Annotated in this window: 17 protein-coding genes; 11 read left to right on the top strand and 6 right to left on the bottom strand. The window is 47.5% G+C overall.

The annotated features are described in order from the left end of the window. Positions 1–658 precede the first annotated feature (658 nt). Positions 659–1,303 carry a metalloregulator ArsR/SmtB family transcription factor gene (locus QZT80_RS26205; protein ID WP_295129272.1) on the bottom strand — a complete coding sequence of 215 codons (645 nt, stop codon included), beginning with the start codon at positions 1,301–1,303 and terminating at the stop codon, positions 659–661. A 134-nt stretch (positions 1,304–1,437) separates the two neighbouring features. Here QZT80_RS26205 and QZT80_RS26200 point away from each other — a divergent pair, with 134 nt between their 5' ends. The 8 genes from QZT80_RS26200 (at position 1,438) to QZT80_RS26165 (ending at position 8,465) form a co-directional block, all read left to right on the top strand. Then, complete coding sequence (locus QZT80_RS26200; RefSeq protein WP_295129270.1) at positions 1,438–1,764, top strand: iron-sulfur cluster assembly accessory protein; 327 nt, start codon at positions 1,438–1,440, stop codon at positions 1,762–1,764. Between the two features lie 59 nt (positions 1,765–1,823). After that, positions 1,824–3,269: a Fe-S cluster assembly protein SufB gene (gene sufB, locus QZT80_RS26195; protein ID WP_295129268.1), complete on the top strand. Its 1,446-nt coding sequence runs from the start codon at positions 1,824–1,826 to the stop codon at positions 3,267–3,269. A 22-nt stretch (positions 3,270–3,291) separates the two neighbouring features. Continuing rightward, positions 3,292–4,053 (top strand): Fe-S cluster assembly ATPase SufC, encoded by a 762-nt coding sequence (gene sufC, locus QZT80_RS26190; RefSeq protein WP_295129266.1) that lies wholly within the window; start codon positions 3,292–3,294, stop codon positions 4,051–4,053. Positions 4,054–4,062: 9 nt separating this feature from the next. Continuing rightward, positions 4,063–5,391 (top strand): Fe-S cluster assembly protein SufD, encoded by a 1,329-nt coding sequence (sufD, locus tag QZT80_RS26185; protein WP_295129263.1) that lies wholly within the window; start codon positions 4,063–4,065, stop codon positions 5,389–5,391. Positions 5,392–5,414: 23 nt separating this feature from the next. Continuing rightward, positions 5,415–6,662, top strand: coding sequence for an aminotransferase class V-fold PLP-dependent enzyme (locus tag QZT80_RS26180; protein ID WP_295129261.1), 1,248 nt, complete (start codon positions 5,415–5,417; stop codon positions 6,660–6,662). Positions 6,663–6,665: 3 nt separating this feature from the next. Beyond that, entirely contained in the window at positions 6,666–7,097 is a 432-nt protein-coding gene (locus tag QZT80_RS26175; RefSeq protein ID WP_295129259.1) for a SufE family protein, read from the top strand. Positions 7,098–7,100: 3 nt separating this feature from the next. Beyond that, positions 7,101–7,412 (top strand): iron-sulfur cluster assembly protein, encoded by a 312-nt coding sequence (locus QZT80_RS26170; protein ID WP_295129257.1) that lies wholly within the window; start codon positions 7,101–7,103, stop codon positions 7,410–7,412. 441 nt (positions 7,413–7,853) lie between these two features. Then, on the top strand, positions 7,854–8,465 hold the full coding sequence (locus QZT80_RS26165; RefSeq protein WP_295129255.1) for a hypothetical protein: 612 nt from the start codon (positions 7,854–7,856) through the stop codon (positions 8,463–8,465). A gap of 443 nt (positions 8,466–8,908) precedes the next feature. On the opposite strand, the gene QZT80_RS26160 is transcribed toward QZT80_RS26165, so the two are convergent. The 4 genes from QZT80_RS26160 to QZT80_RS26145 are packed head-to-tail and all read right to left on the bottom strand — an operon-like array spanning position 8,909 to position 15,614. Then, positions 8,909–10,060: a cytochrome c peroxidase gene (locus QZT80_RS26160; protein WP_295129254.1), complete on the bottom strand. Its 1,152-nt coding sequence runs from the start codon at positions 10,058–10,060 to the stop codon at positions 8,909–8,911. A 28-nt stretch (positions 10,061–10,088) separates the two neighbouring features. Continuing rightward, positions 10,089–11,639 (bottom strand): DUF6850 family outer membrane beta-barrel protein, encoded by a 1,551-nt coding sequence (locus QZT80_RS26155; protein ID WP_295129252.1) that lies wholly within the window; start codon positions 11,637–11,639, stop codon positions 10,089–10,091. Then, positions 11,639–12,949 carry a DUF4876 domain-containing protein gene (locus QZT80_RS26150; RefSeq protein ID WP_295129251.1) on the bottom strand — a complete coding sequence of 437 codons (1,311 nt, stop codon included), beginning with the start codon at positions 12,947–12,949 and terminating at the stop codon, positions 11,639–11,641. The genes QZT80_RS26155 and QZT80_RS26150 overlap by 1 nt, the downstream gene beginning before the upstream one ends. Before the next feature lie 10 nt (positions 12,950–12,959). Next, a complete protein-coding gene (locus QZT80_RS26145) occupies positions 12,960–15,614 on the bottom strand; it encodes a TonB-dependent receptor (RefSeq protein WP_295129249.1) in 2,655 nt (884 codons plus the stop codon). A 332-nt stretch (positions 15,615–15,946) separates the two neighbouring features. Between QZT80_RS26145 and QZT80_RS26140 the strand changes: the two genes are divergently transcribed. Next, complete coding sequence (locus QZT80_RS26140; protein ID WP_295129247.1) at positions 15,947–16,501, top strand: hypothetical protein; 555 nt, start codon at positions 15,947–15,949, stop codon at positions 16,499–16,501. A 61-nt stretch (positions 16,502–16,562) separates the two neighbouring features. Then, positions 16,563–18,347 carry a glycoside hydrolase family 15 protein gene (locus QZT80_RS26135; protein WP_295129245.1) on the top strand — a complete coding sequence of 595 codons (1,785 nt, stop codon included), beginning with the start codon at positions 16,563–16,565 and terminating at the stop codon, positions 18,345–18,347. On the opposite strand, the gene QZT80_RS26130 is transcribed toward QZT80_RS26135, so the two are convergent. Next, positions 18,334–20,526 (bottom strand): bifunctional alpha,alpha-trehalose-phosphate synthase (UDP-forming)/trehalose-phosphatase, encoded by a 2,193-nt coding sequence (locus QZT80_RS26130; RefSeq protein WP_295129243.1) that lies wholly within the window; start codon positions 20,524–20,526, stop codon positions 18,334–18,336. The two genes, QZT80_RS26135 and QZT80_RS26130, sit on opposite strands and share 14 nt — an antisense overlap. Before the next feature lie 566 nt (positions 20,527–21,092). Between QZT80_RS26130 and QZT80_RS26125 the strand changes: the two genes are divergently transcribed. Continuing rightward, positions 21,093–21,743 (top strand): redoxin domain-containing protein, encoded by a 651-nt coding sequence (locus tag QZT80_RS26125; protein ID WP_295129241.1) that lies wholly within the window; start codon positions 21,093–21,095, stop codon positions 21,741–21,743. The last annotated feature ends 28 nt before the right edge of the window (positions 21,744–21,771 follow it).

The following is a 21,771-nucleotide window of genomic DNA, read 5'->3' as shown; positions in this document are numbered from 1 at the left end:
CTATTTAGTATATCCATTGCTGTTAAAATTATGGCAAAAATATACAGCAACAAATGAATGCGCGGTGCAACAGGTAATTGCTATTATTATTATTTTTGATACCACAATTAATTATTATAACTGCAATTACAATATCCTACACTCAACAAGCACTTCTACTGAAGAGCCGGTATCACAGGTGTTTCAGTATTATTTTACGAATTTAATTTCGCACTTTTTCAGCGCTTCAATGGGAATAAAAATGTTAACCGACTGTTATTCGGACTCCTTCCAATACTAACGGTTATGCATATGCCGGGCTGATGTATAATACCTTTCGATTCATTCATTACAAAGGTACAACCACATCATGCCGATATCGTTAGTCAAATTGTTGATTTTATATGCCTGATTGTTGACGCTATTAAATTTATTACGATATGAGGACAACAATACGCTTCCATACCTGTTCGTAAGGGCGAAGGTATATCGATCCTATATCGATCCTATACCCGCCGTGTGCACCAGCCTGCGTTTCAGCGGAAATGGATATAGGATAGGTAAAGGATCGATATAGGATCGGTACAGGTGGACGTTTTACTTATGCATGCAGGAAATTCCCAATAAATGATAACGCATTTACGGATGATGGTTTTTACAGGCAGCATTGAAGCAACAACTAACTGAAGGGAACGATCCGGTAAACGCAGCGTTGGGCACCGGAAAGCAGGTGGTCTGTTCTTTCAACCGAAGCGTGTTCGCCGAAAATGCGGTGAAAGGTTTTAAGTTCAGACTGGCAGATGCTGCCGCAAACACGGGCGGCGGAGCAGATGGGGCAATGGTGTTCTATAAACAGGAAAGCGTCGCCGTCGGCACGCCACTCGGCGAGGTAACCTTCGCGGTGACGCATTTCGGCCAGGCGGGCCAGTTTTTCAGAAAGATTAGGTAACGGTGCCAGGGCCTGGTAGTAGCGGTCGCTATTATCCTGCTCACGGGCTATTATTACATTATTAAGTGCCTCGGCGCCTAATACTTCTTCTATTTTCTGGATCAGCTGAACGGTAAGATCGGAGTGAGAATCGGGAAAACGGCGGTTACCACGTTCGGTAAGCGACCATATTTGCTGTGGTCTTCCTACTCCTTTGGGTTCGGTTACAGCCTCCACCAGCCCCTCCTCCTGGAGTTTCAGCAGGTGCAGGCGGGCCCCCTCGCCGGTTATGCTCAATTCCCTCGCCATACCGGCCGCAGTCTGCGGCCCGCCGGTTTTCAGCAGTGTTAAAAAACGGTCTGCTGCGGTAGTTATTTGAGCTTTATAATTTTCCAAGTTCTTACTTGTATTAATAGCAAATGTCGTAACTTTGACCCATATTTCAATCAATCCAGGAAATAAATTCCCGATATGATTATTGGGCACACCTTCCCGGGATGGTTCAATAAACTATTAAAATACAAGGACTTATGATAACAGTTTCCGAACAGGCAAAGACGTATATAGATCAGCTGATGGTATCAGAACACCATGCGCCAGGTACATTCGTACGCGTGGGTGTAAAAGGAGGCGGCTGTTCAGGTCTGGAGTACCAGATGAAATTCGATACAGAGGAGAAACCGCACGACCAGACATTTGAAGATAAAGGCGTGAAAATAGTAGTAGACACCAAAAGCCTGCTGTACCTTTACGGCACAGAACTGGACTATACCGGCGGGCTGAACGGTAAAGGACTGACTTTCAATAATCCGAACGCGTCGCGCACCTGCTCATGCGGGGAAAGCTTCGCGGTTTAGCTTATTTTTGCAGCTGGTCGTAAATTTTGACAAGAAGAAGAAGAATATATACACAAGGTATGAGTACGGACAACGAAATATTACAAGAGATAGCGGAACGGGAGTATGAGTTCGGCTTTGAAACGGATATCAACATGGACATTGCCCCCCCGGGCTTAAGTGAAGATATTATCCGTTTTATCTCTCAAAAGAAAAATGAACCGGAGTGGATGCTGGAGTGGAGGCTGAAAGGATATCAGACTTTCAAGAAGCTGCGTATGCCGGAGTGGCAGAACTTTGATCTTCCGGAAATAGATTTCCAGAAACTCTCTTATTACGCTGCCCCTAAAAACGTGAAGAAATATGAGAGCCTGGACGAAATAGACCCTGAACTGCTGGCTACTTTCGAGAAACTTGGTATTCCCCTCAACGAACAGAAAATCTTATCCGGCGTAGCCGTAGATGCGGTATTTGATAGCGTATCTGTTGCTACTACGTTTAAAAAACAACTGGGCGAACTCGGTATCATCTTCTGCTCTTTCAGCGAAGCCGTACAGGAACATCCTGACCTTGTAAGAAAATACGTTGGCTCTGTAGTGCCTCATTCCGATAACATATTCTCTGCGCTTAACACCGCCGTATTCTCCGACGGTTCCTTTGTATATATTCCTAAGGGAGTACGTTGCCCGATGGAACTGAGCACCTATTTCCGCATCAATGCGAAAAATACCGGTCAGTTCGAACGTACGCTCATTATTGCCGATGAAGGCAGCTACGTTAGCTACCTCGAAGGCTGTACAGCTCCTATGCGCGATGAGAACCAACTGCACGCTGCAGTAGTGGAAATCATTGTGCTGGACGATGCCGAGGTTAAGTATTCAACCGTTCAAAACTGGTATCCTGGTGATAAAGACGGTAAAGGCGGCATCTTTAATTTTGTGACTAAACGCGGCATCTGCAAAGGCAAGAACTCTAAGATCTCCTGGACACAGGTAGAAACCGGTTCGGCTATCACCTGGAAATATCCGGGTGTAATTCTGGCGGGCGACAACTCCATCGGAGAATTCTATTCTGTAGCGGTAACCTCTAAAAAACAGATTGCCGATACAGGTACCAAAATGATCCACCTGGGTAAAAACACCCGCAGCAGGATCATCTCTAAAGGTATTTCTGCCATCAACGGTCATAACACTTACCGCGGACTGGTGAAAATAGGCCCCCGTGCCGATAATGCGCGCAACTTTACGCAATGTGACTCGCTGCTCATCGGCGACCGTTGCGGTGCGCATACCTTCCCCTACATCGAAAGCAAAAACGCATCTGCGATGGTGGAGCATGAAGCTACTACCTCCAAGATCGGGGAAGACCAGGTATTTTACCTGAATGCCCGTGGCATAGACTCTGAAAAAGCAGTAGCTATGATCATTAACGGGTATGCAAAGGAAGTATTAAACCAACTGCCGATGGAATTTGCGGTAGAAGCACAGAAATTATTGTCCATCACGCTGGAAGGCAGTGTGGGCTGATTTATAAAAATTAAAGTAAGACATGCTTAACATTAAGAACCTGCAAGCAGGAGTAGAAGGCAAAGAAATTCTGAAAGGTATTGATTTGAAAGTCAACGCAGGCGAAATACATGCCATCATGGGACCTAACGGTTCAGGCAAAAGCTCCCTGGCGTCCGTACTCAGCGGCCGTCCACAATATGAAGTAACAGGTGGAGAAGTGAGCTTCGAAGGTAAAGACCTGCTGGATATGTCGCCCGAAGACCGGGCGCGTGAAGGCCTTTTCCTCGCTTTCCAGTACCCGGTAGAAATACCCGGTGTTTCTAACATCAACTTCCTGAAAACAGCGGTGAACGAAGTGCGCACTTACCACAATCAGCCACCCCTTACCGCAAAAGAGTTCCTGGCACTTACCAGGGAAAAACAGGCATTGGTTGAATTTGATGCTAAACTGATGAACCGCTCGCTGAACGAAGGTTTCTCAGGTGGCGAAAAGAAACGTAACGAGATCTTCCAACTCGCTATGCTCAACCCTAAATTGTCTATCCTCGACGAAACTGACTCCGGCCTTGATATCGACGCCCTCCGCATCGTATCTAACGGGGTTAACAAACTGCGCAGCAAAGACAACGCATTTATTATCATCACCCACTATCAACGTTTGCTCGACTATATCGTTCCTGATTTCGTTCACGTACTTTGGAATGGCCGCATTATCAAATCCGGCACCAAAGAACTGGCGCTCGAACTGGAAGAAAAAGGTTATGACTGGCTGAAAGAAGAAGCGTCTACCATTGAGATTTAATAAGCAAACATGACGACACAAGTACAAAACATACCATTATACGAAAGCCTTTCCAAAAGCTTCGAGGGCTTTATCAGCCAGCGAAGCAACGAGGAAGCGGCCGACCTTATAGAAATACGTAAAGCCGCATTTGCCCAATTCCAGGTAATGGGTTTTCCGACCACTCAATCTGAAGAGTGGAAATACACTAACGTACTTCCCTATCTGAAAGACCAGTTCGACACGAATACGGGCAATAAGTTCGATTCGGCCGATGGACTTTCACTGCCGGAAGAGGCGATCATTCCAGCCCTGGAGGCTTACCGCCTGGTGCTGTTAAATGGTCAGCTGATACCCAGCCTTTCTTCCCTGCCGCCTGCTGATCAGATGATCATCAGCCGCCTCAGCGAAGCAAGAGAGCAGGAAGCTTACAAAGAATACTTTAACACGAACGAGATACTCGGCAAACAGCACTTCGGTAACCTGAACACTGCGATGTTTTCCGATGGCCTGTTTTTCGAAGTTAAGGCAAAGGCGATGGTGGAGAAACCACTTCACATCATCCACCTTTACCACACTTCGCAAAACGCTTTTATGCAGCCCCGCCACCTGTGGGTAGGCCGCAAAAGCAGCAACGCTGTTCTTATCGAATCGGCCGTATGCCTGGATACTAAAAGCACTTTGCTGCTGAACAGTGTAACAGAAGTAGTAACAGAAGCGGCTGCCAACCTTACCCATTATCACCTGCAGAGCGGCGGCAACAAAGCCAGGCTCATAAACAACGTGGTAGTGCGCCAGGAGCGCGACAGCGTATACAGCAATTATACGCTCACCATTTCCGATGCGGACCTGGTACGTAATAACCTGCAGGTACGCCACGAAGGCCAGCACCTGGAAACAAACCTCTTCGGTTTGTACCTGGTAAGCGGCAATCAACTGGTAGATAACCACACCTTAATGGACCACCGTATTCCTAATTGTAACAGCAATGAGCATTATAAAGGCGTATTGTCGGGCAAGGGAACAGGTGTGTTCAATGGTAAAGTATATGTGCATGTAGACGCGCAAAAGACCAATGCTTTCCAGCAGAACAACAACCTGCTGCTCAGCGATGAAGCTACCGTTTACAGCAAACCACAGCTGGAAATTTTTGCAGATGATGTGAAATGCAGCCACGGTATGACCGTAGGCCAGTTCGACGAGGAATCGTTGTTCTACCTGCGTTCACGCGGTATTGGCGAAGCAGCTGCACGTACCATGCTGGTACATGCATTTGCCTACGACATTACCGAGAAAATCAAGATCCCCGCACTCCGTGCACACGTGGATGAGCTGATTGCCAGCCACCTTCCAGGTTAAGCCACGGGCAAATTGAAAGAGTTATGAAGGTAGTAGAAACGATGGTACAGATACCGCTGGATTTAGAAAAGATAAGACTGGATTTTCCCATTCTTCATACCACTGTAAACGGCAAACCGCTGGTGTATTTCGATAACGGAGCCACCACACAGAAGCCGCTGGCAGTTACACGCGCGATCGAAACTTATTATAACACCTATAATAGTAACGTACACCGCGGTGTACATACGCTTAGCCAGAAGGCGACTATCGCTTACGAGGAATCGCGTACCACCGTGGCAGGTTTCATCAATGCCAAACCTGAAGAGCTGATCTTCACCAAAGGCACCACCGATGCTATTAACCTGCTGGCTTACACCTTCGGCAAACAATTCATTAAAGAAGGCGACGAGATCATCATTTCGGCCATGGAGCATCACTCTAACATAGTGCCCTGGCAGTTATGCTGTGAAGACCGGAAGGCTGTCCTTAAAGTAGTTCCTATCAACGATAAGGGCGAACTGGAGATGGGCGAGTACGAGAAAATGCTGTCCGATAAAACCAAACTGGTAGCCATCACCTACGTGTCTAACACACTCGGTACGGTAAACCCGGTTAAAGATATCATTGCACTGGCGCATGCCCGCAACATCCCGGTAATGCTGGATGCTGCGCAGGCGGTGCAACACATCGCCATTGATGTAAAGGAACTGGACGTAGACTTTATGGCTTTTTCAGGTCATAAACTCTACGGCCCTACCGGCATCGGTGCTTTATATGGTAAAGAAAGCTGGCTCGAACAACTGCCTCCCTACCAGGGTGGCGGCGATATGATCAAGACCGTTTCTTTCGATAAAACCGTGTATGCCGATCCGCCGCTGCGTTTCGAGGCAGGTACACCTAACATTGCAGGTGCCATTGGTATGGCTGCCGGCGTGAAGTACCTGATCGGGATAGGTCTTGATAAAATAGCCACTACAGAACGTGTACTCACGGAATATGCACTGGAACAACTGTCTTCTATCGATGGTTTAAGGCTGATAGGCACTGCAGAACACCGCGGCCCTACCTTCTCTTTCATCATCGGCAATTCGCACCCTACAGATGTAGGTGAGCTGCTGGACATGCAGGGCATTGCGGTACGCACCGGCCACCATTGCACCCAGCCGCTGATGGACCTGTTCTGCATCCCTGGTACCGCCAGGGCCTCCCTCTCCTTCTACAACACTCCGGAGGAAATAGACCGCCTTGTGGACGGTATCCACAAAGCCATGAAATTGCTGAAAAAGTAAGGTATGACGATTAAGGAAAGCCAGGATAGGATCATTGAAGATTTCGCCGCATTTGAAGAGTGGACGGACAAATACGAGTACATCATCCAGTCGGGCGAAGATCTGCCCCCCATGGACCCGCAATACAAAACAGACGATAACCTGATCCGCGGCTGCCAGTCGAGGGTATGGCTGCACGCCGACTTTAAGGACGGTTTGCTGCATTTCACCGCCGACAGCGACGCGCAGATCACCAAAGGCCTTGTATCGCTTGTTACCACTGTATTATCGGGCCAGTCGCCAGCCGACATCGCCGACGCCGAGCTGTTTTTCATTGATGCCATCGGACTTCGCAGCCACCTGTCCCCCACGCGGGCCAATGGTTTGCTGGCCATGCTCAAACAGATCAAGATGTACGCGTTAGGATATAAAGTTCAACAGGCTCAAAAAAACTAAAGTATGGACGCAGCACAGATAAGAGATAAAGTGGATGAAGCGCTGAGTACCGTGTTTGACCCGGAAATACCGGTAAACATCGTGGAACTTGGCCTCGTGTATAAAACCGAGATACAGGATGGCGGCCGCGTAATGGTCATCATGACCCTCACTGCCCCCGGTTGCCCTGTAGCAGGCAGTATTATTGAAGAAGTAACGCAAAAAATAGAAGCCATCGAAGGCGTAACTACCGCCGATGTACGACTCACTTTCGACCCACCATGGTCGAAGGACATGATGTCTGAAGAGGCGAAGCTCGAGTTGGGTTTTTTGTAAGCGTTTTATAGGATATTGCGAAGAGGCTGTTCAATTTTGAGCGGCCTTTTTTATTTGGGTTTGATGCTATTTGTGATTTGCAACTCAGCACATTAACTGGCTAATATTTATAGTAACAGCGCTCAAACCGACACCATTTCGCAGTGCATAAAATCCCTCATCTCCACTAACATAAATATTTTTCACCCAGCTAAAACCCGCTATGGAACAGCCGTTGCGTCGCACTCTTCAACAGCAGTAAGGCTATCAGACGACTAAAAAATATTTGGCAGAAATGAGATATTGCCTATATTTGCATTACTAAAATAATTAGTAAAACGAATGCAAATGTTCATCATTGTTAATCCTGATTTTATGTAAAACCATTGTGTCTCCATACAACACAGTTAGCCCGTTAATCAGTTAATCACCAATTTTTTAAACCCTCATTTTAACATTAAAATGAAAACAAATTTTGTTGCCCAGGTGGCACTGGCATTGCTTATTCTAATATTAAGCAACTGCACTACTACACACAAAAAACAGCAGGTAAGCAGCAGGCCCTCTTTATCTACGTTAGCCAAAGCCGATCCATTACAGCTTGGTTACCATGAAATGAGCGCCGGGGAATTACTTGGCAGTCATTCTATCAGGCTGTTGCCTGAAGGCAGAGAAGCCGCCGTAACCGCGTCTTTCCTGCAAAACTTCATCGTATACCGGAACGATGAAAACCAGACGATTTACATCCGCCGCAGGCACCAGTCGCCTACAGAGGCGTACAGTTACCTGATGCGTTCATTTGATTACGCCGGCAACGGCACAAAGCCCCTGGCATCATCGCCAGGCCTTATTTTCGAATGCCACGAAACCCGTAACTACGGAGCCATTGGCACCACCTACCTTTCTCACGCCATAGGCGAGGCAGGCGGCACACTCATCATCCGCAACGAGGGTAAGCACAGCTACCTCGCAGGCGAAGAATTAGAGTGCGCATTAAGCCTGAGCGAGTCTGCGAACGAGGGTTTGGTACGTGCGTCGAATAGCGAGCCTACGGGGTGGTTGAGGTCATTTTAGGAGGGCTTCTGTTTCCGGCCGATCATTCGTTGTTTGTAAGGGCAGGCGGCTGTGGGTTCGATGCAACTACCAGTGAGATAATTTCGGCGGTTGTAATTGTAATAAGTTCCAGGCCCGCATCCAGGGATTATTACTTGTAACTATCTGTGGTACTGCATTTGGTGGCCATCGGCCGCAATCATCCTTCGTTATATAAACTTTCGACAGTCATTTAAAATTCAAAGTTGATAATTGGAAAGGATAGACGACAGGGCCGTGTTTTTTACACGGCCCTTATTCTTTTGAATCATGGCACATATGACGAAACAACGCTTTCATCTATCGTCCTTGCGAAGAATGACGCAATCCTCGTGCGCAGTCTTCGCCAGAGTAAAAGCGTTGTATTTCAATTAGGCAAAGTGTAACGGCACACCTCACCGCTATTGCAACCGACCAACATCCAATCACTTCGGCAAATCCGGCCTGTTAATTCGATAAGAAGTAGTCCCCAGCGTATGCAAAAAAGCCACGATCGCCTCCTTCTCTACCTCCGTTAAATCCAGCTTCTTCAGCATTGCAGAAGTAGTAGGGAACAACGGATCATTCGCCACATGCGGCCTTGGTTTAGGACGGGAACCGCCTGCATTATACAGGTTAATAATACCACCCAGGTCGTCGAACAGACCGTTGTGCATCCATGGACGGGTAATAGCAACGTCGCGTAGCGTAGGGGTTTTAAACTTGCCTACATCTTCCTTTTTATGGGTGATATTGTAACGGCCAAAGTCTTCGTATTTATCGCGGCCATAATAGTGCAGGCCGAGGTTATGAAACTCACTGTCCGTAAAATAAGGCCCGTTATGACAGTTCATGCAACGTGCCTTCGTACGGAACAAGTGCATACCCAATATCTCCTGGTCGCTCATCGCTTTATAGTTGCCCGACATGAACGCATCAAAACGTCCGCGGCGGCTGGATATGGTACGCTGAAAGTCAGCGAGTGCATCACTCACCTGTTCCATCGTAATTTCTTTGGTGTTAAATGCTTTGCGGAACAAGTCGCGGTAACCTTTGATAGCACCCAGTTTTTCAGGCAACTGGCCGGGCAGCATATGCATTTCAATATCGTTGGAGATCGGTGCCATGGCCTGTGTTTCGAGACTGTTCACACGCCCGTCCCAGAAAAAACTCTTGGCAGCCCAGGCGTTCACCAATGTAGGTACATTACGCGCCCCCACCTGATGATCGTGTCCTACAGCGGTCGACCGGCCATTACTCCAGCCCATTTCAGGCTCATGACAGGTACCACAGGATATCTGATTAGAACCGGAAAGCCTGGGATCAAAGAACAGCATTTTACCCAGTTCCACGCGGGCAGCAAACACACTGTCCGTACGCGCCCTGTCGAAATACGGCGATTCCGGCAGCATAGCGATCTCGTGGTAGGCAACAGAATCGTCTACATCGGCTTTAGGCCATAGTGAAGGATTTTGACTGTATGCTATGCGGAGCGAGTCAGCAAGGTTAGCATAATAATTATTCCCTCCCTGGTGAATAAAATATATGTTAGTGTAGGCTATCGCGATAATAGCGCCTACGATCCAGACCTTTTTCATTGCTTCCTTATTAAAAAACTGCCCTAAACTAGTAAAATAACGACACTTTCGCCTGCAGGTTAACGCGGCGACCTTCTAAATCTGCTGCTTTCTCATAACGCGCATCTGCACCAAATTTCAGCATCTGCTTCTTCCAGGGTGTTTGCCAGGCGATGCCGCCCTGGATGCTGGCGGCGTTGCGGGCGTAGTAGGCGGTATTCGGCATCAGTACGTCGGTCGTAAAAAACGTCTGCTGCGCGGTTGGCGCCGTTAAGTAATGATCTATGCCCTTACGGTATGCAGGGTGGGCATTAAACACCCAGAAGCGCTTATCTGCATTCGGCCTGGTATAATAACTGAAATCCACTCCTATAGTTGCGTAGCTGTTGCTCCAGCGATGACTGGTAGTGCCGTCAGCCTTGTACGTTTTATCGTAGTACCCTTTCAGGAACAGTTCGTACTGCGGGCGTGATTGTGTATAGTGCACGTAACCGATGTGAGCGTTGATGTTGTCGTTGTTGTAGATGTAATTATTGCCAGCCAGTTCGTTATTGTAGTCACTTCCTTCGCCGGAGTTGTAACGGATGCGCAGTTGTAACAGATCGCTTCCTTTATGCTTTTCCATGAATAAATCTATCCACTGCTGTTCCAGGTCGAAAGACGCAATAGGCATATCATTTCGGCTGTCTGCAGTTGCTGCCGCCGGCTTCACATAAGTTCTCCTGCTTGTTTGAAACTTATATAACAAAGAAGTATGAAATCCCATCCATTTACCATCGTAATAGCCACCGGCACGGTATCCTTTGTCATCCTCCCTCATCCTTCTCACATCACCACTGCGCTGGACAAGTACATTGCCGAAGCCTTTGGACAAGAAAGTCTGGTATTCCCGGTAAGCGTCGCCTGCAGCATTTAGCATCACACTGCTGTAACCCACATTAGTGGTTTCTATACCGTAAGCATACCCTGCCCAGGCACCAATAGTATGTTTCGGGGTAATGCGGTAACCTACTCCCCAGTTCAGTGCCAGCGCATATTTTGAAATCTCCGGACGGGGATCTGAATTTCGGGTGTTACTTGACAAATCGAAGTCTGCTCCGACTGATAGCAACAGCTTGTCATTCAACACCGCCGTACTAGCCTGCGCCCCTAACTCGTAATGCAGTCTGTCCCAATGTCCCTGTTTAATTGCCAGCAGGTAATAAGGCGTTGGATCTTCGGGTTTGGCACTGTGCATGTAACCAATACTGTCTTCCCAACTGCGTGTAAATCCAAAATATCCCTGTAGGGTAATCTTTTTCACCTTTCTTAATCCCTCTGACCGTAACGAAGCAACATTCACTTTATCGGCCTCCTGCCGTGCCCGAAGTCCGCCCTGAAGGTAGCTGTAACCTAAAGTTATGCTTCCAAGACGTTCTATTGGCGCATGTTGCAGCAGTAAACCCTGCTGCGTATAATACGCGTACTCGTAATCACGGAAACGATAAGACACAAGACGGGGCTCCAGTTGAGATGTGTCCGCCTGCTTCTGTGCTGCTGCAGGTTGCAGGCAGCACAGAAGCGATACGGATATCAATATTAAATAGATGATGTTCCTCATTATTTAAAGCCAAAAGGCACGGATAAATCTATATTCTCAAAATCGTTGCTGGAATTGTTGGTATCCTGCAATATCTTTCTTGTACCCACGGTTTTCGCCACTTTGCGGATTACAGCCTGGCTGGTGTAAGGGCCTTTGGGCAGATAAGTAAAGCCTGCATCCAGGTTATTATCCAGCTTTTTAGGCACCTGTCCAGTAAGGCCTGGCTGTGTTTCCACTCCGTCGATTACCTGCGCCTTAGGCATCTGTATATACATAGTAGTGCTGCCGGAAACTATAGTAGTGGAAGGGTCCGGATAGGCCGGCCAGTCCTTTGGATTCTGGCTTGTTTGAAATATAACCCAGGCATTACGGCCCGTATTATCCAATACCCAGTCGTTACCGTTAGAGGAAAGAATTTCCATGTTTGGTACGCCGGCAACATCAATATCGGATGCAAATCCTTTACCGAGGAATACTTCGAAATTAGCAGTGCTAAGGTCGATGGTGAGCGACGGATCGAGTACAGTAACCACTACACCGTTAGCGTTGGTGAACGGCGCTTTATGGTTCAGCGCATTCTGCGCAATCACAATGCTTTTGCCTGGTGCAACAGGATAGGTACGACCGTTACCTGGAACACGATACAAAGATTTTGCATAGAGGAAATCATCATTGGCTTTTGTGCCGGCAGGCATACCAATAGATTTTGTCCAGTCATACTGGCCCGCTGGAAGGTAGTACCCTTTCGACTGATCGGGAGTTGGCGATGTAGAGTTATACACATCAGCAATACATAGGCTGTCTGCATAAAGCGTATCCGAAGAGTTATTGTAGATTTCCATGAACTGATCGCGGAACAGCGCACCATTGGCACGGTGTGAACCACCATAGTTTACCTGTTTGATCACCCAGTTACCTATACGACCACTAGTAAGTTCCAACGTTACCTCACCACCTACTGCCTGGTTGATCAATTTATTTTTGATGCTCGCCTGAAACACTACATCTGCCTCTGTTTCAATACCGGTAATCTGCTCATATTGTGCAGCGGTAATAGTGATTGTTGCATCAATATCATAACTGCCGGCACTGGTTGCAGGAAAGGTATACGTACCATTTGCACTTGTTTTACCTTCTTGCACCTTACTGTTACGCAGGTTGGTTATCTTAAGCGATACATCACTCACCGGAAACGTATATGCCTGAAATTTAGCAGCGTAACTGATCGTCAAATCCAGGTCTACAGGCTGCACAGCCGGATCTGTTTCCTTACGGCAGGAAGCAAAAGCGACTACTGCCAGCAACAATAAAAAGTAATTCTTCATCATATCTTAAAAATTAAAACTTGAATGTTAGTTCCGCCCCGTATGATGGTGGCGCGTTAAATACTATTAATGAATTGCTTAGTTCGTTGAAGTAAGTCGGCCTGTAATTAAACACATTGTTGATGTTAAAGGAGAACCGGATATTACGGGTAATTTCCTTGCTCAAACGCAGGTGATAATTGGTGTACATCCGTGGACGATCTGTAAGGCTGAATTTTGAATTACGTTGCACATCGGTCAGATGCGCAAACTGGGGAGATTGTCGCTTGTCCTCCGGAATGTCGTGATACTGCATGGTTGAATCATAATATCCAACAGCATATTCGTCCTGGCCGTAGTTAACAGTTCGCTGCTGCCAGAATACTTCCATCACCATACTTGCAACCATGCCTAAGGCCTGGATATGTGTATTGGCAGACAATGTAGATTTGGTTTGCGAAGACCGCCGCGCACTCGATTCGTACACCCCAAACCATTCAGGTTTATCCCAGTTTACATTCGAGCGGTCAATAAAAGCGATGCTCCGCCCGCTGTTCCTGTAATAGGTACTATTAAATGCCGTACTCAGGTCGAATGAGGTCTGGATAAACTTTATTTTCCTGGTACTGACCATTAACTCCATCCCCATCGTATTGCTATTGAGATTATTGACGGCTTTATCATATGACAGCGGATACCTCCTCATTAACCCCGTTTCAAAATACGTAGTGGGAGCACCTGGGTTTGCTGTATAACCATACACCGGTAATGTAACCGGCGCCGCGATTACTGTAGTACCAAACCCATCCCGCACTGTTTTGTAATAACCGAACACGGAGGCACTGAACAATCGGTCGTCGTAACTGAACCCAGCCTCCCAACTGCGGCTGTGCATAGGCTTAAGATCATTGTTATTAACACGCATTACTTCTGTATGCACCAGGTATAACGCTTCCACCGCATTATCGGCGAAGCGGTTTACAAGTGGCATATCGAAGTAAACCGGACCCGGATTTCGCATAGAAAGTGAAGCCGATTTGCTAGCGGTGCCGTAAGCAAGGTTAAACTTCCATTTTTTACTCAGCTCATAGTTCATGTTAATGCGGGGAGATACACTAAAACCTCCATTCTGCCAGTCGGCGCGCACACCAGCATTCATTCGCACAAGGCGATCAAATACCTGGAACCTAAAACGATCTTCTACATACGCACCGGTATTTACTTCGGCCGGTACATACTTGAAGGTAAATGGACGCTCGCCCATTGTAAACAGGCCAGTAACACCTCCTGAGGCCTGGAATCGCGGTTTGGCGGGATCTACTATCTGCCCTTTGCCCAGGTTATCGGCGTAAGCCATGTTCACCCCTGCCACCACTTCATGCTCCAGCCTCCCCGTGTGCAGCAGCAGAGTATTCTCCTGTCTTAAGGCCGCAGATACCGGCTTGCCCAACACCCGGCGGGCAGCCGCAAAGTTGCCTGCCGTCCAATACCCCTCGTAAGTGCCGGTAGTCATACCATCAGCCACCGGGAAGGGTGCCTTGTTAACGTACCACTCGTCAAAACTGTCGTTTTCGGAGATACTGAAACTAAGATTCAATGAGCTTTGTTTAAACCAGGCGCTTTTCCACTTGGCGCTGGTACGGTTACTCATAGAGATGCCCGTATAATTAAAGCGTGACTGGCGTTTATCATCATCGTCCGGATCAACACGTTGCTTATCCAGGTTCTTGGAGAAGTCGAAAGACAAGGTATTTTTTATGAAATCTTTTTTTCCGAAGTAGCGCGACCACATCAGGCCTGCAGAAAGCCGCGTATAAGACTTCAAATTATCACGCGGATCGTCGTTGGCATTCAGAATGTTAAAACTATAGTTAATAGCACCGTTCTTTCCTTTCAGGTTAAAGCCTTGACCTGCACTGGCGTTTGTAGTAGCGCCCCTGAGCCGTACGCTCACCTGCAACGGTGTTCGACCCGCCTGCCGTAATACATTCACCATACCGTCGGTAAGATCACCATACCGTGCAGAGGGCACGCCGCTTACCACCTCTATGCTTTCCACGTTATCAACAGGTATTTGCCTCAAATCGATACCTGCATTGGCAAAATCTCCCGACCCGGCTGCCTCGGACACAATAGCGCCGGTACCTCCCAATCCCCACCTGCCGATACTGAGATGTTGCATATTCGCATTGTTGCTCATCTGGATATCATCAATAATAATCGCAGTACCAAAAGCATTATTCCTGGCGGTAGCCCCATCCCCCTCCGTCCGCAACGTCAACTGATTAGGACTCTGCAACGACGGATTCGTAATCGTCTTCCCCGGCAAAAACTTCAACACATCCGCAATGCTCGTCGCCTGCAGCTGCTCAATCAGTTCCCGGTCAAAGAAAATAGAAGAGTTGGAAACGGCGTCGGGTTTGCGGCGTACGTTCACCTCCACCATATTGAGGCGAAGGCTCAGTTCCTGCATCACAATGCGTATATTTTGATGTAAGTCAGCCCTGTTAGCCGGGATAACACGTTTGGTGGTTTGCATGCCGGCACTGGCTACCATTAACTGAATAACAGCATCGCCTGGCGTTACTTCCAGGATAAATTGTCCGGCGGAATTAGTAGTGGTGCGGTAAATACTGCCTTCGATGCCTACCATCGCAAAAGGCAGGGCTCTTCCTGCGGTATCGTTCACTGACCCTGATAAAACGATCTTCTCTAATGGCTTCGCAACTGACTGACCTACACCCCTCGCTACAAAAAACACCGATAAAAAAAATAAAATGAGGCTCTTAGTTCGCATGGAAGTGCAAAACTACCATCGCATTACAAGGTAAGGTGATCGCATCCGGAATTTGATTTACCAATTCGGGAATCTTTTTAAATAAATTGAGAAAGTGGGCCAGGCAGTAGTTCAGCTATTCCTGTCGCTGGCTCAACTGCCGCAATTCCCCCATTCACCTTAAAACCGTCGCAAAAGCTTAGCGGTTAACTTCTTATATTAGCCGCTCTAAAACACACATCCTTATGCAGGAAATGGAAGAACTGGTACTAGGCATTGGCTCCCGCGTGCAGCATACGCAGTACGGGCCCGGGGTTATTATCGGCGTAAAGTACGCCCAGTACGTTGTTACGTTTATGAACGACGGCATCAAAGAAGTAGACAAAACGGACCCGCGTTTCGAGGTATTATATGCAGAAAACAAAACCGTAGAGGTGGAAACGGTGTCGGAAGTGGAACGCTCCCTGCTGAAAATACTCCGTTTATGGGGCGGCATCACGGAAACAGTGCACCTCGGCGACCGCTGGACGGGCGGCACGATGGTATTACAACCGAAAGACACGAACCTGAAAGGCAAAGAAATACCCATCGAGGCTTTCTTTCACAAAATTGTGATGGTGCGCGACAGGCTTCGTGTGCTGGAACAACAGGTGAATGCACATAAACTGCTGAGCGACGAGGATAAAGTAAATATGCAACAATATATTACGCGCATTTATGGCTCTCTAACCACGTTCAACGTGCTTTTCCGCGATAAAGAACATTGGTTTACAGGCGAAAAGGGCGGTAAAGAAGACTAAACCACCACCAAATTGGAACATGTTTTGTTGTTGATGGCAGAGTTTAAACAAAATACGTTGCATGAGTACAAGACATACCTATCAGACTGGCATTATTGGAAACTGCGCTTTCCTGGCGCACATTAACCGAAACACGAACGTAGATTGGCTCTGCTGGCCCAGAATGGACAGCTCCTTTGTATTCGGCGGCCTTTTGGATAAGCAAAAAGGTGGCGAGTTTTCAATACTGCCGGAAGGTGACTACACCTCCAAACAATACTACCTCGATAACACCAACATCCTGTGCACGGAGGTAATACAGGGCGACAGCAGTTACCGTATTACGGACTTTGCCCCGCGTTTCCTGCAATTCGAACGGTTCTTTAAACCACTGATGTTCATACGCAAAATAGAGCCACTCACAAGTTCCGCCCGCATCAGGGTGAAATGTAAACCGGTTTGCGACTATGGCGGCCGGCAGCTAGAAATGATGCGGGGCAGTAACCACATTGAGTTCCAGGGTTGCGAAGAAAGGATCAGGGTGACCACTAATATTCCCATCAATTACCTGATAGAGGAACAATACTTTGTACTCAACGAAACCAAGTACATCGTAATGACCTATGGCAAACCGCTGGAAGCTCCGCTGAACAGCACTGCCGAACACTTCCTTCGCGAAACCACAGCTTACTGGCGCACCTGGATCAAACATTCGTCTATCGCCAGTTTCTACCAGACTTACGTAATCCGCTCGGCCTTAACCCTCAAAATCCACCAGTACGAAGATACCGGGGCGATTATAGCCGCCAGTACCACCAGCCTGCCTGAATCGCCGGGCAGCGGCCGTACCTGGGATTACCGCTACTGCTGGCTGCGCGATACGTATTACGTACTGACCGCGCTGAACCACATCGGTCACTTCGAGGAAATGGAGCATTACTTTAACTATGTAACAGATATATCACTGTCGGAAGATTTCCGTTACCAGCCATTATATGGTATTACCGGCCAAAAGGCGCTCACAGAAACCATTCTCCCCCACCTGGATGGTTATGAAGGCAACCAGCCGGTGCGCATCGGCAACCAGGCTTACGAACATATACAAAACGACATTTACGGTCAGGTACTGATCTCCATGTTACCGCTGTACACCGACCACCGTTTCATTTTTGCAGAACGGAAAGACAGTGAGCGCTGGATATCTTTTATCCTGAACAAGATCGAACGCACGATCGATGAGAAGGACGCCGGCATATGGGAGTTCCGTAACATTGCCAATATCCACTGTTACAGTAACCTGTTTCAGTGGGCAGGCTGCGCCGCAGCAGAGAAAATGGCGAAAACGATCGGTAATAAGGAACTGGAAGAAAGGGCGGTGAAGCTGAAGGACCAGGCGGCGGCACACATCGAAAGCTGTTATGACCCGGCGCGCAAAGTATACACCAATGCGGCAGGTGGGCTTAACTTAGACGCCAGCACGCTGCAGCTCATTATGATGAACTACCTCGATCCGGCATCGGAGCGGGCACGCGACCATCTGGCAGCCGTAGAAAAAGAATTAAAAGCCTCTAACGGGTTGTTTTACCGCTATCTGCATTCAGATGATTTCGGGAAACCTAAAACTACATTTTTGGTATGTGCCTTCTGGTATGTAGAAGCACTGGCTTGTGTGGGACGGGTAGAGGATGCGAAGCGGGAGTTTGAGCACTTACTGCAGTATTCTAATCACCTGCTATTGTTTAGTGAAGATGTAGATGAGGAAGACGGCAGCCAGTGGGGCAATTTCCCACAGGCTTACAGTCACGTAGGACTAATGAACGCCGCCTACCGCATCTCCATGAAGCTTGACAGGCCTATTTTTTTATAGGTACACCACCTGCTTTGGCCAACATTTTCAGTACATGACGTACTTCCTGGTGGCTGCGCAGGTAAAAACGGGCAGCACTCATATAGCTACCCACTTTAATAGTGATGGCCTCTTCCGGTAAGGCTTTGAAAATATCCTCATCGGTGAGGTCATCCCCAAGGGCCATAATATAATCGTAATCGGGCGAGCGCAGCCAATTCAGTGCTGCCTTGCCCTTATTTATTTCCACGTTCTTCACTTCTATTACCTTATCGCCTGCCAGCAATTGTAGTGCTTTATCGCTGGTGTAATAACGCAGGGTGTTCATTAACTCGTTGGCACGCAGCTCACCCAGCCCCTCTTCCACCTTGCGGTAATGCCACACCAGGGAGTAACTCTTTTCTTCGATGAACGAGCCCGGTGTACGGTCGGTAAAGGTTTCGAGGATGGGCTGGATGTCTTTTTTCCACTGGTCGTGCAGGCCAGGTTGCTGTTTCCATTCCGTATCCTTCAGTTTTACCCAGGCGCCGTGTTCCGCTATCAGGTCGATGGGCAGGCGTCCGAACCATTGTTCCATCGTTTCGTATTTACGGCCGCTGATCATTACAAGACTATTAGCAGGATCGGCCGCCAGTTCTTCCAGCAAGGCATATAATTCATCATCCGGACTTGCCTGGTCGATATTCACTTTAAAACCGACAAGGGTACCGTCGTAATCGAGGAATATGGCACGTTTATCCGAGGCGGCGTAACGCACGGTAAGCTGTTGTGCCATCTCCGTATTAATACGTTTGGCCAGCATCGACTGCTGGTTCACTTTCACATCCTTTAATGTATCCATAAATAGTTTTACCCAGTGATGAATGTTAAATTTTTCCACGATCTGCCGCATCGGCAGCATACGTTTGCGCTGTTCAATAACAGGCATGTTGATGGCTTCATCTATCGCGCGGGCAATAGCTCCGATGTTATTAGGATTCACAATGATCGCATCGATCAGTTCCTTGGACGCACCGGCCATTTCGCTTAATATCAGCACACCATCGTGATGTATACGGCTGGCCACATACTCCTTGCTTACGAGGTTCATACCATCGCGCATGGGTGACACCAGGCAGATGTCGGCCAGGTTATAGAGAGCCGATAATATTTCTAATGGGAACGAGCGATAGAAGTATTGGATAGGCGCCCAACCCATGGTACGGTACCGTGAATTGATGTTACCCACCAGCTTATCTATCTCATCGCGCAGCTGACTGTATTGCTGCACATTGTCGCGGGAGGGCACAACGATCATACACATCCCTATCTTTTCAATATACTCCGGGTGCATTTGCAGCAGTAATTCGAAAGCCTGCAGGCGTTGCAATATACCTTTACTGTAATCAAGCCTGTCGATCGTTAGCACTATATGCTGCAATTGAAACCTTTCCCGCAGGTGCCGCACCTGGTTTGCCACAGTGGGCGTACCCGCCAGCGATTCATACTTCTTATAATCAATCCCCATAGGGAATGTTTCAACCATCACCGATCGGTCGTTAATGGTAATCATATTTGATGAAGTAAGTACGGAAAGCAGGCGGCTCGTGGCCTGTAGAAAATGCCGGGCATCGTCGAATGTATGGAAGCCCAGCAGGTCGGCACCTAACATACCTTCCAGCAACTCTGTACGCCATGGAATGAGGCGGAACAGTTCGTAAGATGGGAACGGAATGTGCTGGAAGAACCCAATGGTCGCATCGGGCTGCACATCACGTATCATTTGCGGCAACAGCAGTAACTGATAATCGTGGATCCAGATGATATCACCTGGCTCCGCCACTTCCAGTATAATGTCGCGGAACTTCTGGTTCACCTTTACATAACAATCCCAGTACTGTTGTTCGTACCGGGCGTAAGTGGACATATAGTGGAACACGGGCCACAATACTTCATTGGAAAATCCTTCATAGAAGTTGTTGATTTCCTCCTGTGTAAGGAATACTGGTTTGAGGTTCTGCGATTTCAGGCTTTGTTCTATCGCCGCGTAGTTCTCCTCTCCCGTTACTAATCCGGGCCAGCCAATCCAAACGTTTTCGCCTTGCCTGTAAATTGATCCAAGCCCGGTTGCGAGGCCTCCTTCGCTGGGCATGGGAATAAACTCCCCATCTTTCTCTTTCATCTTTACCGGCAGGCGGTTCGATACTATAATTGTCTTCATAGGCCAATTGTTCGTTTTATAAGTGAGCGTCTAATCTAATTCCTATAGTCAGGTATTTATATGTTACGTAATAATGATACGAGGTTGCATACATTAACATAAGTACCGCAAAAATCGTCCCAAACTTGCCCGTATAAATTTTATAATACATACATTATCAATTATTAAACATCATATTAATAAAAAAGACCGGGTATAAGTACACTGGTATGGGGTATGATAAGTCCTCCTCTTACAGCTTCCCGACCGACCCCAGGCATTATGACAAAAGGGTATACATTTGTCATTTCTTACAAAACCCTACTATTTTTATAGACTTTATAGATTTGTATTAAAAAAGTGCCTATCTTTGAAGTGAAATCACAATCTAACCAACAGTAAAAAAAATCGCATGACGAATCAAAAACCAACCATGCTTTTTCTTCAAAGGCAACATGTACCTACAAACAAGTCGTTCTTAAGCGCTGATCCTTCGTGTTGTGTCATGCGATGCATGTAACATTTTTACAGATACCTGCAACATCTATCATCACATCCCCTTTTTTGACAATCAAAACCGATCGAACATGTCAAGCAACAATCATAAATACGGCGATTACATTACTTACGCTTTACCAGAACGTTTTGTAAGATATTATAAGAACAGCGGCGAGTTAGTACCCGCGGCTGTGGCAGGCGACAAACTGCCTCCCCTTTTCTTTCACGAGAACGAGATTATTCAGCATGCAGACCTGTCAGCAGCCAATACACAAGGCTTCGTTGCCCTGGTAGAATTGCTGGAACGTCCGCTGGTGCTCAGCTTCTTTTCCATTCACTGGAACGATTATGGCATCGGTCACCTGAAAGCATTACAGGCTTTACACCAGTCGATCCGCGAAACCGGTGGCACCCTGCTGCTGCTTACTTCCGAGGATAAGAAATTCATACAGCCATTAATCGAAGAGTACGGACTGACGTTCGACATTATTCATGACAAGGATAATGCAGTGGCGGAGAAACTGGGCCTTTACCATGAATCGGCCCCGTTGTGGGACAGGGTTTCTGGTATTAACGAAAATGTGCCGGCACCAGCCACCTATGTAGTAAACCAGGCAAAGAACGTGGTTTACGGCAGTACCGACAGTTTTTTACAACAAAGGCTTAACAGCACCGAGTTACTCGAAGCGCTGGCTTATGCTGCCGGCAGCAACAGGCTGGTAGCCAGAATACATAATTGACCTTAACAGCAGATATACATAGAGATAT

Origin of the sequence: uncultured Chitinophaga sp. (assembly GCF_902168175.1) — a bacterium.
In the GTDB taxonomy this organism is placed as follows: domain Bacteria; phylum Bacteroidota; class Bacteroidia; order Chitinophagales; family Chitinophagaceae; genus Chitinophaga.
The sequence above is the reverse complement of the archived record's forward strand: the minus strand, read 5'-3'. Positions and strand labels throughout refer to the sequence as shown.